Annotated in this window: 15 protein-coding genes; 12 read left to right on the top strand and 3 right to left on the bottom strand. The window is 58.5% G+C overall.

The features are described 5' to 3' along the window. Positions 1-2: 2 nt before the first annotated feature. From lolA1 to RIKMI_RS0109900, 12 genes are all read left to right on the top strand, one after another. Positions 3-635: an outer membrane lipoprotein periplasmic chaperone LolA1 gene (gene lolA1 / locus RIKMI_RS0109955; RefSeq protein WP_027291485.1), complete on the top strand. Its 633-nt coding sequence runs from the start codon at positions 3-5 to the stop codon at positions 633-635. 521 nt (positions 636-1,156) lie between these two features. Continuing rightward, entirely contained in the window at positions 1,157-1,378 is a 222-nt protein-coding gene (locus tag RIKMI_RS0109950) for a DUF2795 domain-containing protein (RefSeq protein ID WP_027291484.1), read from the top strand. 82 nt (positions 1,379-1,460) lie between these two features. Further along, positions 1,461-2,453: a transcription antitermination protein NusB gene (locus tag RIKMI_RS13840; protein WP_051214496.1), complete on the top strand. Its 993-nt coding sequence runs from the start codon at positions 1,461-1,463 to the stop codon at positions 2,451-2,453. After that, positions 2,446-2,934 carry a DUF1573 domain-containing protein gene (locus RIKMI_RS14400; RefSeq protein ID WP_027291483.1) on the top strand — a complete coding sequence of 163 codons (489 nt, stop codon included), beginning with the start codon at positions 2,446-2,448 and terminating at the stop codon, positions 2,932-2,934. Before RIKMI_RS13840 ends, RIKMI_RS14400 begins: the two co-directional genes overlap by 8 nt. A gap of 109 nt (positions 2,935-3,043) precedes the next feature. Further along, a complete protein-coding gene (gene yajC / locus RIKMI_RS0109935; RefSeq protein WP_027291482.1) occupies positions 3,044-3,370 on the top strand; it encodes a preprotein translocase subunit YajC in 327 nt (108 codons plus the stop codon). Positions 3,371-3,875: 505 nt separating this feature from the next. Further along, positions 3,876-5,006, top strand: a complete 1,131-nt coding sequence (gene tgt / locus RIKMI_RS0109930) for a tRNA guanosine(34) transglycosylase Tgt (RefSeq protein WP_027291481.1) — start codon at positions 3,876-3,878, stop codon at positions 5,004-5,006. A gap of 16 nt (positions 5,007-5,022) precedes the next feature. After that, on the top strand, positions 5,023-6,129 hold the full coding sequence (locus RIKMI_RS0109925) for an LptF/LptG family permease (RefSeq protein ID WP_027291480.1): 1,107 nt from the start codon (positions 5,023-5,025) through the stop codon (positions 6,127-6,129). 382 nt (positions 6,130-6,511) lie between these two features. After that, entirely contained in the window at positions 6,512-10,264 is a 3,753-nt protein-coding gene (gene purL, locus RIKMI_RS0109920) for a phosphoribosylformylglycinamidine synthase (RefSeq protein WP_256620814.1), read from the top strand. A 479-nt stretch (positions 10,265-10,743) separates the two neighbouring features. Continuing rightward, positions 10,744-11,124 carry a hypothetical protein gene (locus tag RIKMI_RS0109915; protein WP_027291478.1) on the top strand — a complete coding sequence of 127 codons (381 nt, stop codon included), beginning with the start codon at positions 10,744-10,746 and terminating at the stop codon, positions 11,122-11,124. A 13-nt stretch (positions 11,125-11,137) separates the two neighbouring features. Continuing rightward, positions 11,138-11,851 (top strand): ABC transporter ATP-binding protein, encoded by a 714-nt coding sequence (locus tag RIKMI_RS0109910; RefSeq protein WP_027291477.1) that lies wholly within the window; start codon positions 11,138-11,140, stop codon positions 11,849-11,851. A 432-nt stretch (positions 11,852-12,283) separates the two neighbouring features. After that, positions 12,284-13,960, top strand: coding sequence for an energy-dependent translational throttle protein EttA (gene ettA / locus RIKMI_RS0109905; RefSeq protein ID WP_027291476.1), 1,677 nt, complete (start codon positions 12,284-12,286; stop codon positions 13,958-13,960). 105 nt (positions 13,961-14,065) lie between these two features. Beyond that, complete coding sequence (locus tag RIKMI_RS0109900; RefSeq protein ID WP_027291475.1) at positions 14,066-14,863, top strand: 1,4-dihydroxy-6-naphtoate synthase; 798 nt, start codon at positions 14,066-14,068, stop codon at positions 14,861-14,863. 4 nt (positions 14,864-14,867) lie between these two features. Here RIKMI_RS0109900 and RIKMI_RS0109895 read toward each other — a convergent pair whose 3' ends face one another. From RIKMI_RS0109895 to RIKMI_RS0109885, 3 genes are all read right to left on the bottom strand, one after another. Then, the gene (locus RIKMI_RS0109895; RefSeq protein WP_147288483.1) at positions 14,868-15,155 is read right to left on the bottom strand and encodes a hypothetical protein; all 288 of its coding nucleotides are present in this window, start codon (positions 15,153-15,155) and stop codon (positions 14,868-14,870) included. A gap of 415 nt (positions 15,156-15,570) precedes the next feature. Continuing rightward, positions 15,571-16,422: a dihydropteroate synthase gene (gene folP / locus RIKMI_RS0109890; RefSeq protein WP_027291473.1), complete on the bottom strand. Its 852-nt coding sequence runs from the start codon at positions 16,420-16,422 to the stop codon at positions 15,571-15,573. A 61-nt stretch (positions 16,423-16,483) separates the two neighbouring features. Further along, positions 16,484-17,317: a GIN domain-containing protein gene (locus tag RIKMI_RS0109885; protein ID WP_027291472.1), complete on the bottom strand. Its 834-nt coding sequence runs from the start codon at positions 17,315-17,317 to the stop codon at positions 16,484-16,486. Positions 17,318-17,329 lie beyond the last annotated feature (12 nt).

Here is a 17,329-nt window from a genome sequence, read left to right as displayed (position 1 = left end):
GCATGAAAAAACTCTTATGCGTCTGCCTGCTGGTTTTGGGTGCCGGCGGCGCCCGCGCCGACCGGCAGTCGGAGGGCATCCTCGGCAAACTCCGCGAAAAGGTACGCTCCTTCACCAGTTACGAACTCGCCTTCACCGCCTCGGTCGAAGGCGACGGCACGGTGCGGGGGACGCTGGTCGTCAGCGGCCGCCGGTTCGCCGCCCGTGTCCGGGGCCAGGAACTCTATTACGACGGCTCGACCCTCTGGAACTACATCCCCGGGCAACAGGAGGTGACCATCGAGCGGCTGGACCCGAACAACCCCAGCGTATTGTCCAACCCCTCGAAGCTGATGAACATCGACCCGGCGGACTACAACCACCGCTCGCTGCCCGATTTCACGACCTCCGGGGGCAAAACCCTGCAAATCGTGGAACTGACGCCGAAAGAGACCACGCCGGACTACACCTCGGTAACTCTGTACATAGACCCCGCGACCTCGCTGCCCGAACGCATCTCGATCGCCACCCCTTCGGCCGACAAACCGGTCGAACTGACCCTGGAGGAACTGCGGCCCGGTATTCCCGTATCCGAAGCGACCTTTCGGTTCGACGCCGCGGCGCATCCCGGTACCGAAGTCATCGATTTCCGCTGACGGACCTCACAAAATCCGCCCCCTTCCACGAAAATCCCCCGCAGCCGGGGCACGGAATATTCTCCGGACAGCCAAACCGCCGGAATCGCGAACCGGAAAACGCCCGCCCGGACTGCCGGCATACTGCGTTATACGAAATAAACCCATAAGACAAGCATATACGACTTTGCTCGACCTTATCTGCATCGCTGATTTTCGATGTATTTCAGTCGGTGAGCATCGAAGCCTCTCCCGCAAGCTCAATACATGAACGCATATCATCGGGAAAAACAAGGTAATTATATGCTATTTTATACTGCATGGTTCTTTCAGCTCGCGCCGCCCCCCCCGACGGCTGGAAGCCGTCCGGCGCAGAGCCGAAGAGAGTGTGTCGGAAAACTTGTGTAAAATCGTAATATCGCCGCCAAAAATAATATACAGGAAAGAACGTATCCCGAAAAAAATATTACTTTTGCGAATTCCGGAACCACCGGGGCCGCAGGCCCGCCGGAGATGAGAGAGTAAACAAATACGCGAGAACTATGTACTGGACACTTGAACTGGCATCCAAACTCGAAGATGCGCCCTGGCCCGCCACCAAAGACGAGCTGATCGACTATGCCGTCCGTTCGGGCGCCCCGCTGGAAGTGATCGAGAACCTGCAGGAGATCGAAGACGAAGGAGAGATCTACGAAAGCATCGAAGACATCTGGCCGGACTATCCGAGCAAAGACGACTTCTTCTTCAACGAAGACGAATATTGACATACACGCACCGAGGTTCCGCAGGCTCGATCGCGGCGGAATCCTTTTTTTCACCGTACATTACCATATACCGTCGTTTCACATGCTTAGTCGCCGACTGCTTCGTATCAAGACCGTCAAATCGCTTTACAGCTACTTTCAATCGGGCGAGGATTCGCTGATCCGTTCCGAAAAGGAACTGTCGGCCAGTATCCGCAAGAGCTACGAACTATACCTGATGATGATCGCCCTGATAGGCGAAGTCGCCGAAGTGGCCCGCGAAAGGATCGCCATCGGACAGGCCAAACTGATGCCCACCGAAGAAGACCTGCACCCGAACCGGCGCTTCGTGGACAACCGCGTGATCGCCCGCATCGAGGAAAGCACGACGCTCGCGGACGCCATGACCCGTTACAAAGCGGGATGGCAGGGCCAGCAGGCGCTGATCAAACGGCTCTACCAGGATATGGTCGCCGCACCGTACTACAAGCGATATATGGAAGCCGCGGCGCCGGCGGACAGCCGGGAGGCTTTCGCCGCCGACCGCAGGCTGGTGACCGACTTCCTCTCGACCCATATCGAAGACAACGACTATTTCGAAGAGGCGTTGGAAGAGATGTCGATGTTCTGGATCGACGACATCTCCTATTGTCTGGGCCTCGCCATACGGACCATCGGTTTCCTGAACGAAAACTCGGCCGATCTGGACGTCATGCCGATGTACAAGAACGAAGACGACAAGGAATATGTCGAAACCCTGTTCCGCAAGGCGTTGGTCAGCCACGAGGAATACTTCGGGTACATCGACAAATTCACCCAGAACTGGGACTTCGACCGCATCGCGTTCATGGACAAAATCATCATGCTGGCGGCCATCACCGAACTCGTCCAGTTCCCGACCATCCCCGTGAAAGTGACCCTCGACGAATTCATCGAAATCTCGAAATACTACTCCACCCCCGGTAGCAGCGTCTTCGTGAACGGGATTCTGGACCGGGTGGTCGTCTGGCTGACCGAAGAAGGCAAAATCGCCAAAACGGGGCGCGGCCTGATCGACACGACGATTCCGAAAGAAAAAAACACGCCCCATGCGTAAATCCATCTTCCGCATTTGCGTTCTCTGCCTGACCGGCAGCCTCGCCGCCTGCGGCGCTTCCCCCTCGGCCAGCGATTCGAATTCCGACTCCGTGGCGGAGGGGAACCTCATAACGGTAACGCTGCCTTTGGCCGACAGCACCGGAATCGACGCCCGAGGCGACTACGTATCCGCACGGTCGTACGACACGATTCCCATGGGGCGGATCGCCGAAGGCGACGTGGTCGAAGGCAAATTCCGCGTGGCGAACGTTTCGGACAAACCGCTGGTGATCGTCCAGGTCATCACCGGATGCGGCTGCACGACAGCCGATTACGACCCGGCGCCGATTCCGGCCGGAGATACGATCGTCATGACCTGGCGGTTCGACAGCCGGGGACGCTACGGACAGCAGTTCAAATCGATCGAAATCATCACGGCCGAACGACAGTGCGCCACAGTCTATCTGGACGGCGAGGTCTATATGCCCGCAAACGAGTAGGAAAAGTACGGAAAGAAGAAATTTGCACGGCATTTGCACTAAACGGCACGGAATTCCGTTATACTTACGGACGAAACAATAAAAACAACTAAAATAAAACCCAAAATTCATGACACTCAACACAATCATGCTTCAGGCAGCCCAGGGCGGCGCAGCGCCGGCAGGCGGCAACTGGTCGTTCATCGGGATGATGGTACTGATCTTCGTAGTGATGTACTTTTTCATGATCCGCCCGCAGCAGAAACGCCAGAAAGAACTCAACAAGTTCCGCAACTCGCTGGAAAACGGCACCAAAGTGGTTACCGCCGGAGGAATCTACGGTACGGTGAAAGAAGTGAGCGACGACACGGTGCTGATCGAAGTGGACAACGGCGTGAAACTCCGTATCGCCAAAAGCATGGTTATGCGCGACCCGTCGGATATGATGCAGAAATAGTCCCGGCCGCAGGACCCGATACGGGCCGGCTTCCCTTTTCGGAAGCCGGCCTTTTCATTTCGGTAATACCGCCTCCCGGCAACCTTTCAAAACGGAAAGGTTATCCCCGTCCGCCCTTTCCGAAGCCCATCGGGAAACCGATACATCGCGAGACAGCCGTGCCCATTACACCGCCGCGCTTTTGATAATGGCCATTATATACTATTTTACCCTGCTTCGTTTTCTCGGCTCGCGCCGGACCCTCCGGGCCTTTTACCCGGGTTTGCACCGCCTCATGCCATCCGGAGCCGAAACGAGGGCTGTGTAAAGTCGTATATCGATACCTTTATAATTTCGATGCACGCCATTCCCGGTCGGCTCTGCACTGGAAAGCGCAGAGCCGATCGGGAAAGATGTCCCCCGACCCGATACGACAAAACCGGGTAACTTTTTATCGGTAAAAAGCACCCGCCGCAGAATCGCAAAGAATAAAAGCCCTAAATTTGCGTTCTGATTTACCGAAGGCATGCGATTCACCCTCGAACATACAGACCCCCGTTCATCGGCAAGAGCCGGCGTGTTCCGCACCGACCACGGCGAGATACGCACCCCCATTTTCATGCCCGTCGGCACCGTAGGCAGCGTCAAGGGCGTGTTCCACCGCGACCTGGTCGAGGAAGTCGGCGCACAGATCATCCTGGGCAACACCTACCACCTCTACCTGCGTCCCGGCACCGAGACCCTGTACAAAGCCGGCGGCCTGCACCGTTTCGCCGGGTGGGACCGCCCCATACTGACCGACAGCGGCGGATTTCAGGTCTTTTCGCTCACCGGCATCCGTAAACTCACCGAAGAAGGGTGCCGTTTTCAGTCCCATATCGACGGCTCTCGGCATTTGTTTACGCCGGAAAACGTCATCGACACCCAGCGGCTGATCGGGGCCGACATCATGATGGCATTCGACGAATGTCCGCCCGGGACGGCGGAATACGGTTACGCCGCCCAATCATGGGCGCGGACATCGCGCTGGCTGGAACGGTGTTTCGACCGGTACCGCCGCACCGAGTGCCCCTACGGTCACCACCAGTCGCTCTTCCCGATCGTACAGGGGTGCACATACGCCGACCTCAGGCGGCAGTCGGCCGAATTCGTACAGCAGTTCGACGCGGACGGCTATGCCATCGGCGGACTCGCCGTCGGAGAACCCGCCCCGGTGATGTACGAAATGATCGAAACAGTGAACGCCGTCCTGCCCCAGGACCGGCCCCGTTACCTGATGGGGGTCGGCACGCCGGTCAATATCCTGGAAGCCATCGAGCGCGGCGTGGACATGTTCGACTGCGTGATGCCCACGCGCAACGGCCGCAACGGGATGCTGTTCACCTCCGAAGGCATCGTCAATATCCGGAACCGGAAATGGGCCGAAGACTTCTCGCCGATCGATCCCATGGGCCACACTTTCGTGGACACGCATTACTCGAAAGCCTACCTGCGGCATCTGACCGTAGCCGGCGAGATGATGGCGGCGCAAATCGCGTCGCTGCACAACCTGGGATTCTACCTGTGGCTGGTGCGTGAAGCACGCGGACATATCGTGGCAGGCGACTTCGCGGCATGGAAAACGGAAATGGTCGAAAAATTGGGACGGAGACTCTGAAAACCGGATACATACCATGATTAGATTCCTCAAAAGCCTCCGGCTCCAGATCATCGACCGGTATATCATGCGCCGGTTCCTGGGCACATACCTGTTCGCCATCGCGCTGATTATCCTGATCGTGGTGATCTTCGACGCGGCCGAAAAGATCGACGACTTCCTCGAAGGACATGCCCCGATCTCCGAAATCATCCTGGGTTACTACGTCAATTTCATCCCCTATTTCGTCAATCAGTTCAGCGGTCTGTTCACCTTTATCGCAGTAATCTTCTTCACCTCCAAGATGGCCTACAACACCGAAATCATCGCCATCCTGTCGAGCGGGGTGAGTTTCCGGCGCATGATGTGGCCCTACTTCGTGTCGGCCCTGTTGATCACGCTGCTGAGCCTGAGCCTGAACCTGTTCCTGATCCCGGAAGCCAACGCGAAACGGCTCGCTTTCGAGACACGTTACATGGGAAAACACAAATCGGTTTACGAACCTCATATTTACCGCCAGCTGGAACCCGGCACTTTCGTCTATATCCGGGGATTCCAGGGGCAGAACAAAGTAGCCGAATATTTCGCCATAGAGACCTACGACGGCGGCAACATCGTCAGCTCGCTGGAGGCCCAGAACGCCCGTTTCGACACGGTAACCGGCCGCTGGCGGGCGAACAAATACCTGACCCGCCACTACGAGGGGGAACGCGAAGTACTGACCAAATACGACTCGCCGCTGGACACGGCCGTAAACCTCACGGCCGACGAGCTGGGCCGCACGCAGGATCTGGTGCAGACCATGAACTCTGTGCGGCTGCTCCACTTCATCCGCCAGCAGCAGGCCAAAGGATCGGACATGGTGCCGATCTTTCAGGTCGAAGCCTACTCGCGGTGGGCCTACCCCATCTCGACTTTCGTGCTGACCCTCATCGGCGTGTCGCTCTCCTCGCGCAAGGTACGCGGCGGTACCGGCCTGCATATCGGAGTCGGGATCGCGCTCTGTTTCACATATATCGTCCTGATGCGTTTTACGGGCGAGTTCGCCAAAGGCGGCGTGATGCCGCCCGTGGTGGCCGTCTGGCTGCCGAACGTCGTCTATGCGGCGATCGGCATCTATCTTTACCGGAAAGCGCCGAAATAGCGGAATCGCAGGGTTTGTGCCGCAACGCGGACGGGCTGACTACGGTCCCTCCCTGACAAGAGCGGACCAGGAAAAGGCAGGGAAATACCTTTGCGACCTCCCGGTCGCGCGGGCCGCAGCCTCCCGCAGCGGAGACCCTTGGAAACAACCGTCCGGTTAATCGTCCGCATAACCAGCCCGGAGCCACCACAGGAGAAGGCCTGCCCACGACACGGGATATGGTAATCGTAATATTTTGTGCCCGAGCCGCTTCGCGGTTTCGGAGTGCAGCACAAAACGGAACCGGCGGCAGCATAAAATTGCAGTTATCCGAAATATTCCGACAAAAGTAGTTTGTGCATGGCGCGGCGACGACGCAACCGTAAAATCGGGAAAAAGCCGTATATTTGAAGACCGAAATCAACACCATCACATGATACTACTGTTCCGTAACGACAACACCATCTATGCCGTGCAGGCTACCACGGCGCTCGGTAAACCAGACATGGACAAGCTGCGCTGGCTTTTCGGCGGCGCCGAGTGGCTCGACGTCAGTTCCGTAAGCGGCGTTTTCATCGGGCCGCGCCGCGAAATGATTACCCCGTGGAGCACCAACGCCGTCGAAATCACCCAGAACATGGGGATCGAAGGCATCACGCGCATCGAGGAGTTCCGGATCGCGGACAGCGAAACGGCACAGTACGACAAGATGCTGAATCGGATGTACCGCACCATCGACGGCGAAGTCTTCACCATCGACAAGGAACCCGAACCGATCGTCCGCATCGAAGATATCGAAGCCTATAACAAAGAGCAGGGGCTCGCGCTCAATACCGACGAGATACAGTACCTCAAAGACCTCGCCCGCAAGATCGGCCGTCCGCTGACCGACAGCGAAGTATTCGGCTTCTCGCAGGTCAATTCCGAACACTGCCGCCACAAGATTTTCAACGGGCAGTTCGTCATCGACGGCGAAACCAAGCCCGACACCCTTTTCAAACTCATCAAAAAGACCACGACCACGAACCCCGGACGCGTGGTTTCCGCATACAAAGACAACTGCGCGTTTTTGCAGGGGTCGGTGGTCGAACAGTTCGCCCCGGCGTCGCACGAAGGCCCGGATTATTTCGAAACCGAGGATTTCGAGAGCGTCATCTCCGTCAAGGCCGAAACCCATAACTTCCCGACCACCGTCGAACCATTCAACGGTGCGGCCACCGGCACCGGCGGCGAGATCCGCGACCGGATCGCGGGCGGCAAAGGCGCGTTTCCGCTGGCCGGTACCGCCTGTTACATGACCGCTTACCCGCGGCTGGACGGAGGACGGAACTGGGAAAAAAATATCCCCGAACGTCCGTGGCTGTACCAGACCCCGGAGGATATCCTCATCAAGGCCTCCAACGGCGCCTCCGACTTCGGCAACAAATTCGGACAACCGCTCATTACCGGATCGCTCTACACGTTCGAACACCGGGAGAACGGCAAAACTTTCGGGTTCGACAAGGTCATCATGCTCGCCGGCGGCATAGGCTACGGTAAAAAAGCCGATTCGCTCAAGGACGAACCCGTCGCCGGAGACAAAGTCGTCCTGCTGGGCGGCGACAACTACCGCATCGGGATGGGCGGCGGCGCCGTATCGTCCGTAGCCACCGGCGAATACGCCAACGCCATCGAACTGAACGCCATCCAGCGTTCCAACCCCGAAATGCAGCGGAGAGCCTATAACGCCATCCGCGCCCTGAGCGAAGAAAAGGACAATCCGATCATCTCGATACACGACCACGGCGCCGGCGGCCACCTGAACTGCCTCTCGGAACTGGTGGAAGCTACCGGCGGGCGCATCGACCTCGACAAACTGCCGGTCGGCGACCCGACCCTTTCGGACAAGGAGATCGTCGGCAACGAATCGCAGGAGCGCATGGGGCTGGTGATGGACGAAAAACACGTCGGCAAGCTGCGCGCGATCGCCGACCGCGAACGTTCGCCCATGTACGTGATCGGCGAGACGACGGGCGACATGCAATTCACCTTCGTGGACAACCGCACGGGCGAAAAACCGATCGACCTGCAACTCAGCGCGATGTTCGGCGAAGCGCCGCGCACGGTGATGACCGACCATACGGTGATAGACACCTACGAAGCGCCGGCGTACGACGCGGAAAAAATCGGCGACTACCTTGCCGACGTGCTCCAGCTCGAGGGGGTGGCCTGCAAGGACTGGCTCACCAATAAGGTAGACCGTTCGGTAACGGGCCGCGTGGCCATGCAGCAGACGGCGGGAACCTTGCAGCTGCCGTTGAACGACTGCGCCGTGGTCGCGCTCGACTATCAGGGACGGCAGGGTATCGCGACGGCGCTGGGACACGCTCCGGCGGCAGCGATGGCCGACCCGGCGAAAGGCTCGGTGCTCGCCATCGCCGAAGCGCTGACCAATATCGTCTTCGCGCCGATCTCCGGCGGGTTGGAAGGCGTTTCGCTGAGCGCCAACTGGATGTGGCCGTGCAAGAACGAAGGCGAAGATGCGCGGCTGTACCGTGCGGTTCAGGCGGCGAGCGACTTCGCGCTGGAACTCCGGATCAACATTCCGACCGGGAAAGACTCCCTGTCGATGACCCAGAAATATCCGGACGGGCAGGTCGTTCTGGCGCCGGGGACGGTGATTATCACCTCGGCCGGGGAGGTTTCCGACGTGAAGAAATGCGTCAAGGCCGCTTTGGACGAAAACTACTGCGCTACGGGCAGCGCGCTGGTCTATGTCGATATGACCGGCGGCGAAGATTTTCTGCTGGGCGGCAGCGCGTTTGCCCAGGTGGTGAACGCGGTGGGTTCTTCGGCCGACGTGCCGACCGTCAGGGATGCGAAGTATTTCGCCAAGGCTTTCAACGCAGTGCAGCAACTCGTCGAACAGGGGCATGTGTTGGCCGGACACGACGTTTCGGGCGGCGGCCTGATTACCGCGCTGCTGGAGATGGCTTTCGGCGGGAACAAGGCCGGGCTGGAGGTGGACCTCAATCCGCTGCGCAACGACGACCTCGTGAAACTTCTTTTCAGCGAAAAGCCGGCCGTCGTGCTTCAGGTGGCCGATGCGGAGGCGGTGCTTGCCGAACTCGACAAATACGGTGTGGCCGGACAGAAAATCGCTACGGTCAACGGCACGCGGAAATTCACCCTGCGCCACGGCTGTTGCGAGCGACTCGCGCTCGACATCGACAAGATGCGCGACGTGTGGTACAAAACCTCGTACCTGCTCGACCGTAACCAAAGCACTCCGCAGCTGGCGCTGGAGCGTTACGAAAATTACAAGAAGCAGCCGCTTTGGTACGAGTTCCCGGCGTCGTTCACCGGCAAGTTGGCCCAATACGGTATCGATCCGAAACGTAAGGCCCGGACGGGCATCCGGGCGGCCATCATCCGCGAAAAAGGGTGCCAATGCGACCGCGAGACGGCATGGGCCATGCACTTGGCGGGCATGGATGTGAAAGACGTGCACATGACCGACCTGATTTCTGGACGGGAGACGCTGGAGGATGTGAATCTGATCGTTTTCGTGGGCGGGTTTTCGAACTCCGACGTGCTCGGTTCGGCCAAAGGATGGGCCGGGGCCTTTCTTTACAATCCGAAAGCCAAAGAGGCGCTCGAACGTTTCTATGCCCGGCCGGATACCCTTTCGCTGGGCATCTGCAACGGTTGCCAGCTGATGGTCGAACTGGGGCTGATCGCGCCGAAGACGGACGAAGAGAAACCGAAGATGCTGCACAACGATTCGCACAAGTTCGAGTCCCGCTTCCTGGGCGTGAAAATCCAGCCGTCGCCGAGCGTGATGCTCCGTTCGCTCGAAAATTCCGTCCTCGGCATCTGGGTGGCGCACGGCGAAGGCAAGTTCCGGCTGCCGTATGCCGAAGAACATTACCATATTCCGATCAAATACCTTTATCCGGAATATCCGGCGAATCCGAACGGCAGCGATTATAACGCCGCGGCCATCTGTTCGGCGGACGGCCGCCACCTGGCGATGATGCCCCACCTGGAACGCGCCATGCGGCCCTGGAACTGGGGATATTATCCCAGCGAGGCGCCGCGCAGCGCAGACGAGGTTACCCCGTGGATCGAAGTCTTCGTCAATGCCCGCGAATGGATCAAGGCACATACCCGGTAACCGTTGGCGTCCTGCCGGGATTTCCGGACAGCATCAGGGGCGGGAATTCCCGCCCCTGACTTTTGGAACCCGGTTATATTTTATGGATAACGTCGAACGTGTCCGGGCATGAAACATTTCCCGACCGGCCCTGCGTCGGAGCGGTTTTCGACCCTCGGAGGGGCAAAGCCGAGAAACGATGTGTTTAATCCTGCGGTTTTACCTTTGCCGGCTCCGGGCCGGCGGACGTACCGCACGGCGCCAGCCTTTCGCCCCAAGCGGTTTCGAGTCAGGCCCGTTGCGATATATTTTATAAGGTAATTATATACTATTGTACACTGCCTGATTCTTTCGGCTCGCGCCGGACCTTTCAGGTCTTTCGCCGGGTTTGCACCGCCTCATGCCGTCCGGCACCGAGCCGAAACGGGGTTTGTGTAAAGTCGTATATAGTCGCCTTTTATAAATAACCAGTCCATTTTATCGACCCGATCATTTCAGCTATGAACAGGTATCAACTCTATACCCGGCTCCGTCATGCCCTGACCGCGGCCCACTGGCGGGGATACGCGGTACATTCGCCGATGATGTACCGTTTCATCCGGGAGGTGGTGTTGCCCACCCCGCGGCGCCGACTTCCGGAGGCCATTATCGACCGTTACGGAACCGAAAACGTCGCAACGGTCGATTCGGTCGCCGACCTGAAAGCCGTGCAGGACAAACAGGTCGTCATTCTCCGGGAACCGTTCCGTTCGGCGGCCGAACGGGAGGAGTTCGAAGCGTGGTTCGTCCGGACGCATGCGGTAGCCGCCCATTTACAGGGGCTTCTGGTGCTCTTTTTCGATCCCAAGTTGCAGAAACAGTTTTTCCGCATCAGAAATTAACTAACTTGCAGGCATGGAAAATCGCGAAGAGATCATCTCGATCGAACGGATACGCAAAACTTACGAAGTCGGCACGCAACAGGTACACGCGCTGGCGGGGGTCGATCTGACTATCCGGCGGAACGATTACGTGGCGATCATGGGGCCGTCGGGATCGGGCAAATCGACGTTGATGAATATCCTGGGCTGTCTCGATACGCCGACTTCGGGCCGCTACGTACTCAATGGAACGGACGTGAGCCACATGGACGAAGAGGAGCTGGCCGAAGTACGGAACAAGGAGATCGGATTCGTATTCCAGACATTCAACCTGCTGCCCCGTTACACGGCATTGGAAAACGTGGCGGTACCGCTGATCTATGCGGGCGTGTCGAAATCCAAACGGCTGCGACGAGCGGAGGAGGCGTTGCGCAGCGTGGGATTGGGCGACCGCATGGAACACAAGCCGAACGAGATGAGCGGGGGCCAGCGGCAACGCGTGGCGGTAGCGCGGGCGCTGATCAACGATCCTTCGATCATCCTGGCGGACGAGCCGACGGGCAATCTGGATACGAAAACTTCGATCGACATCATGCATTTGTTCGAGCGTATCTACAAGGCCGGAAATACGGTGATCGTGGTGACGCATGAGGAAGATATCGCGCTCCACGCCCGACGAATCGTACGCCTGCGGGACGGAGCGATAGAATCCGACCGCATCAACGAACATCCTACATTGGAAAACTAATCGTTCGTTTATCCGTTACATTAGAGTTCTGAGGCAACCGTTCTTTCTTTGAAAAGCAAAAACCGACGAGCAACCTCGGCCATCGAACTCGTTCGGGTAGCCGAGACTCCGGGGGAAGGCGAAGCCGAATTTCCGAGCAGTCGTGTGCGTCTCGGGTTTCACAGTTTTCTGCGCTCCGGACGCTGGTTTGTATGAAACGATAGCCCGCACCCAAAACCTGAACTTCGGCCTGTCGCCCTCCTCCCGTGGCGCAAAGCGCCAGGGCGACAAGGCCGGCGGTTCTGCGAACCGCAAAACAACGGGCTGTCGTTCCGATCGAAAAAGCCTGAATAAAAACGCTCTATTCACGCTGGCAGCGTCGGTTGTGAATAAAGAGAACAGTACCCTCAAACCTAATGCACGGATAGACGAACGAATAAATATAGATAAGAAATGGCAGACGATCAGAAGATTATATTTTCGATGGTTGGGGTCAGCAAAGTCCTCAACAACAATAAGAAGATACTCAACAACATCTACTTGTCCTTTTTCTACGGTGCCAAGATCGGCATCATCGGTCTGAACGGTTCCGGGAAATCGACCCTGATGAAAATTATCGCCGGGATCGACAAAAGTTATCAGGGCGAAGTCGTCTTTTCGCCCGGTTACTCCGTCGGGTATCTCGAACAGGATCCACAACTCGATCCCGCGAAAACCGTCCGGGAAATCGTCGAAGAAGGATGCGCCGACGTCGTAGCCCTGCTCAAAGAGTACGAAGAGGTGAACGCCCGGTTCATGGAGCCGATGGACGACGACGAGATGGCCCGCCTTATCGAACGGCAGGGCGAACTGACCGAACGGATCGACCACGTGGACGGCTGGGAACTGGACTCCAAACTGGAACGGGCCATGGACGCGCTGCGATGCCCCGACGCCGATCAGAACGCAGCCACCCTGTCGGGCGGCGAGCGGCGGCGCGTGGCCTTGTGCCGACTGCTCCTGCAGGAACCCGACGTACTGCTGCTGGACGAACCCACCAACCACCTCGACGCAGAATCCATCGACTGGCTCGAACAGCACCTCTCCCAGTATAAAGGGACCGTGATTTGCGTGACCCACGACCGTTATTTCCTCGACAACGTAGCCGGCTGGATCCTCGAACTCGACCGCGGCGAAGGAATCCCGTGGAAAGGCAACTATTCGTCGTGGTTGGAACAGAAATCGAAGCGGCTGGCCCAGGAAGAGAAACAGGAATCCAAACGGCGCAAGACCCTCGAACGCGAGCTGGAATGGGTGCGCATGGCGCCCAAGGCCCGCCATGCCAAGAGCAAGGCGCGTCTGGCCGCCTATGACAAGATGCTCAGCGAAGACGCCCGGCAGAAAGAGGAAAAACTCGAAATCTTCATTCCGAACGGGCCCCGACTGGGCGACGTGGTGATCGAAGCCCACGGCGTTTCGATGGGGTACGGCGGCCGGATGTTGTACGAAAACCTCGACTTCGCCCTGCCCCCGGCAGGCATCGTAGGGGTCATCGGCCCCAACGGAGCCGGGAAAACGACCCTTTTCCGCCTGATTATGGGGCTGGAAAAACCCCTCAAAGGGGAATTCAAGGTCGGCGAAACGGTCAAACTGGCCTATGTGGATCAGCAGCACAGCTCGATCGACCCGGAGAAAACGGTATACGAAGTGATTTCACAGAACAGCGATCTGCTGACCCTCGGCGGGCGGCAGGTGAACGCGCGGGGCTACTGTTCGCGGTTCAATTTCACGGGCGGCGACCAGGAGAAAAAATGCGGCGTGCTGTCGGGCGGCGAACGGAACCGGTTGCACCTGGCCCTGGCTTTGAAAGAGGAAGGCAATGTACTGCTGCTGGACGAACCGACCAACGACATCGACGTGAATACCCTGCGGGCATTGGAAGAGGGACTGGAAAATTTCGCCGGATGCGCCGTGGTCATCAGCCACGACCGTTGGTTCCTCGACCGTATAGCCACCCATATCCTGGCTTTCGAAGGCGATTCGCAGGTCGTATTTTTCGAGGGCGGCTATTCCGAATACGAGGAAAACAAACGCAAACGGCTGGGAGATACGACTCCCCATCGAATCAAATACCGCAAACTGATGGAGTAAGCCGCCCGGTTCCGTCGAAAGGCCGGAAAAATACCGGCGGGAAGTAAAAGCGGTACAGGCCACGTGCAGGGCCGCCGAAGTGATTCATATAGCCAACGCACTGTTATGAAGTTGCATATATCGCCTTGTCCGAACGATACGTTCACGTTCCATGCCATGATCCATGGCCTGGTAGATACCGAGGGGCTGACGTTCGATCCCGTGTTCGACGACATCGATGCGTTGAACGGGGCGGCGGTGCGTCGCCCGGAAGACGAAGAGGTCGTCAAGATCAGTTATGCGGCCCTGCCGCAGGCCGCAGGCGCTTTCCGCCTGTTGGACAGCGGGAGCGCCTTGGGCCACGGCAACGGCCCCCTGCTGGTCTGTAAACATAAAATTTATCCCGACGAACTGTCCGACGCGCTGATAGGGATTCCGGGAGAAATGACCACCGCCAACCGGTTGCTGTCGATCGTCTATCCCGAAGCCCGGAGGAAGAAAACCTGTCTTTTTTCCGAAATCGCGCCGGCGGTGGCCGACGGGGAGCTGGACGCAGGCGTACTGATCCACGAAGGGCGGTTTACTTACGCATCGCTCGGACTGAGGCTTATCGCCGATCTGGGACAGGAGTGGGAGACGCTGACGGGACTGCCTATCCCGTTGGGCGGCATTCTCCTGAACCGGAAATATCCGGCCGAGACGGCCGAACAGGTTTCCCGGATTATCCGGCGCAGCATCGAATACGCCCGGCGGCATCCGGAGGCTTCGGCCGGGTATGTAAAGGCCCATGCGCAGGAGCTGGAACCGGAAGTACGGCAGAAGCATATCTCTTATTTCGTGAACGATTATTCCCTGTCGCTGGGCGAGGAGGGGCGCAGGGCGGTCGAACGATTGACGGGTTTGGCCGAGGCGGAGTGGCGGTAAGTCGTTAACCGCGGTTTCTGCGGATGGCGAGGGTTTGGGATACGGTCTCAACCAAATGGAAAAAGAAACGGCCCTGCACGATAAATACTTGGAGGCACCGCACCTGTAAGCCGTTGGCACGGTTGTTCGTGTTAGTGGGATTGAGGCCCTGCGTGTTGAAGTTCAGGTTGTGGGCGTTATACCCGCTAGCGGCGACCGTGGACGACCAGCTGTACCCGTTGTTGCCGACGTTGTTCAATGCGCCGCTGGCGTTGTTGCGGTAGCCCGGGGCGGGACGTACTTCGAAAAACACGGGCAGTCGCTGCAATATTTCCCGGCCGGAACCGTCATGAGGGGAACCGGCCGGAAAGCGTATAACTAACGATCCCGAAAGGATAGTCAGTGGACTGCTGAATTTACCGTTCGCTCTGCCCGTAACCTGAGCGGTTATCGGACACTCCGGAAAAGCAGGAACCGTTTCTTTGCGCTCAAAGTTACGAACGGAATTCGGCAGATTCAAAGGAAAAGGAGCGGAAATTCGGATAAAATGCAGAAAGTCTCCCGTCCGAATGCCGCCGACAGAGCGGAGATGCTGCCGGGACGGGCCTGTCGGACTGAAATACGGGTATGCGGTGAGGCGCATCGCACCCGTTCCTGAAAAGAACGTATCCCCGTCGTTTTCAGGGGGCTGCTCCGGGCGGTTCTTGGCCGGAGGAAATCCGGGGGACCTACCGGGCGGTGTAGGCGCGGAACAGCCGGATCGTTTCGACCGCTTCCCGCACGTCGTGGACGCGCAGGATCGAAGCTCCCTGCCGCAGGGCTTCCCAGTTCAGCACCGAAGTGCCGTTCAGCGCTTCGGCGGGAGTGATGCCCAGCGTTTTCCATACCATGCTTTTGCGCGACAACCCGACCAGAACAGGTAACCCGAATACGGCCAGGCAGTCCATCCGCCCCAGCAACTCGAAATTTTGCGCCGCGGTCTTGGCGAATCCGAAACCGGGATCGAGGATCAGGTCTTTGATTCCTGCCGCCCGCGCCTGTGCCGTTTTGCGGACGAAATAGCGCAGCACGTCGCCCGCGACGCCTCCCGTTTCGGACGGGTAGTCCGTCATCCGGGCCATGGTCTGCGGCGTACCGCGCATGTGCATGGCGATGTAGGGCAGCCCCAGACGGCCGACGGCCGGGATCATGTCCGGATCGAGTTCGCCCGCCGAGATGTCGTTCACGATAAAGGCCCCGAAGCGATCGTAAAGCTGCCGGACGACCTCCGGCCGGAACGTATCGACCGAAGCGGGGAACTCTGCGCCTGCCGCTTCGCGGACGATGCGCAGTCCCGTGTCGAGCCGTTTCAGCTCCTCTTCCGCCGGGATGTCGTCGGCTCCCGACCGCGACGAATAACCGCCCAGGTCGATGATACCCGCCCCGTCGCGGAGCGCTTTTTCCACGGCCGCGGCGATTTCGGCCCCGCTTTGTTTCCGGCTCCCGGCGAAAAACGAATCCGGGGTTACGTTCACGATGGCCATCGCCTGTTCATGTCCCGGCCCCACGGAGAATAGCCGGCCTCCGATATTGATTTCCATAGGATTTATTGGTAGAAAAAAGGCGGACGAATCGCCCGCCCGCAGTGCTGTTTTAGGAGATTCAATCGAGTCGTTTCACACCTTTGCCCGTGACCAGCCCGGCGCCTTTGTAACGGAAAGAACCCATCGTGCTCACCTGAGCCGTGCCTCCCCCGATCACGTTGGCCTTGACTTTGCCCATGCCCGATACTTTGGCGTTCACCGTACCGATGCTGAAATTTTCCAGGTCGGCCGAAGCCGTGCCGCTCACGTCCAGCACCGCTTCCTCGGCGCCGCCCGACAGGGTCAGCCCCGAAACGCCCGATACGGTGAATATCGCCGTCCCGGCTTTGATTTCGCCGTTGATTTTGGAGGTTCCGCTCTGGATCACCTCCGCTTTGCCTTCCGCCGTCAGTTTCGCGTCGCTCAGGTCCGAAGTGCCGGATACTTCTATGTTGATCGTTTCTGCCGAAGCCTCCAGCAGATTTACCGATGCGTTGCCCGAAGTGAGGATGCGCAGATTCCCGGTCGTGGAACAGATGCCCGTGCAGACCACGTTGCTGGCCCCCGTCACGTTGAGGTATTTCAGCTCCGTGACCGTGAGCCATGCCTGCGGTTTCTTCTTGCTGCCGGTGAAGTACTTGCTCATGTCGTTCTTGAATGTCAGCCGCACGTAGCCTTCGTCGGTGTATTCGAAGACGAGCTTGTCTTCCAGCTCTTTCAGGATTTCCACTTTGGCTCCGGCCTGCCGCGAAGCTCCGTCGGCCTGGGCCAGCTGCACGTCGAACGCCCCGGCGACGATCACGCCGCGGATGGGTTTGTCCGCGTATTTTTCGATGACGGCCGTCGCCTCCTGAGCGGCGGCGAAAAGGGGAGCGGCCACGGCGCACAAGGCCAGCAAAAACAACTTTTTCATCTTCGGTTCCCT

Source organism: Rikenella microfusus DSM 15922 (assembly GCF_000427365.1).
GTDB classification, from domain to species: Bacteria; Bacteroidota; Bacteroidia; order Bacteroidales; family Rikenellaceae; genus Rikenella; species Rikenella microfusus.
This window is presented reverse-complemented; position numbering and strand designations above follow the sequence as displayed.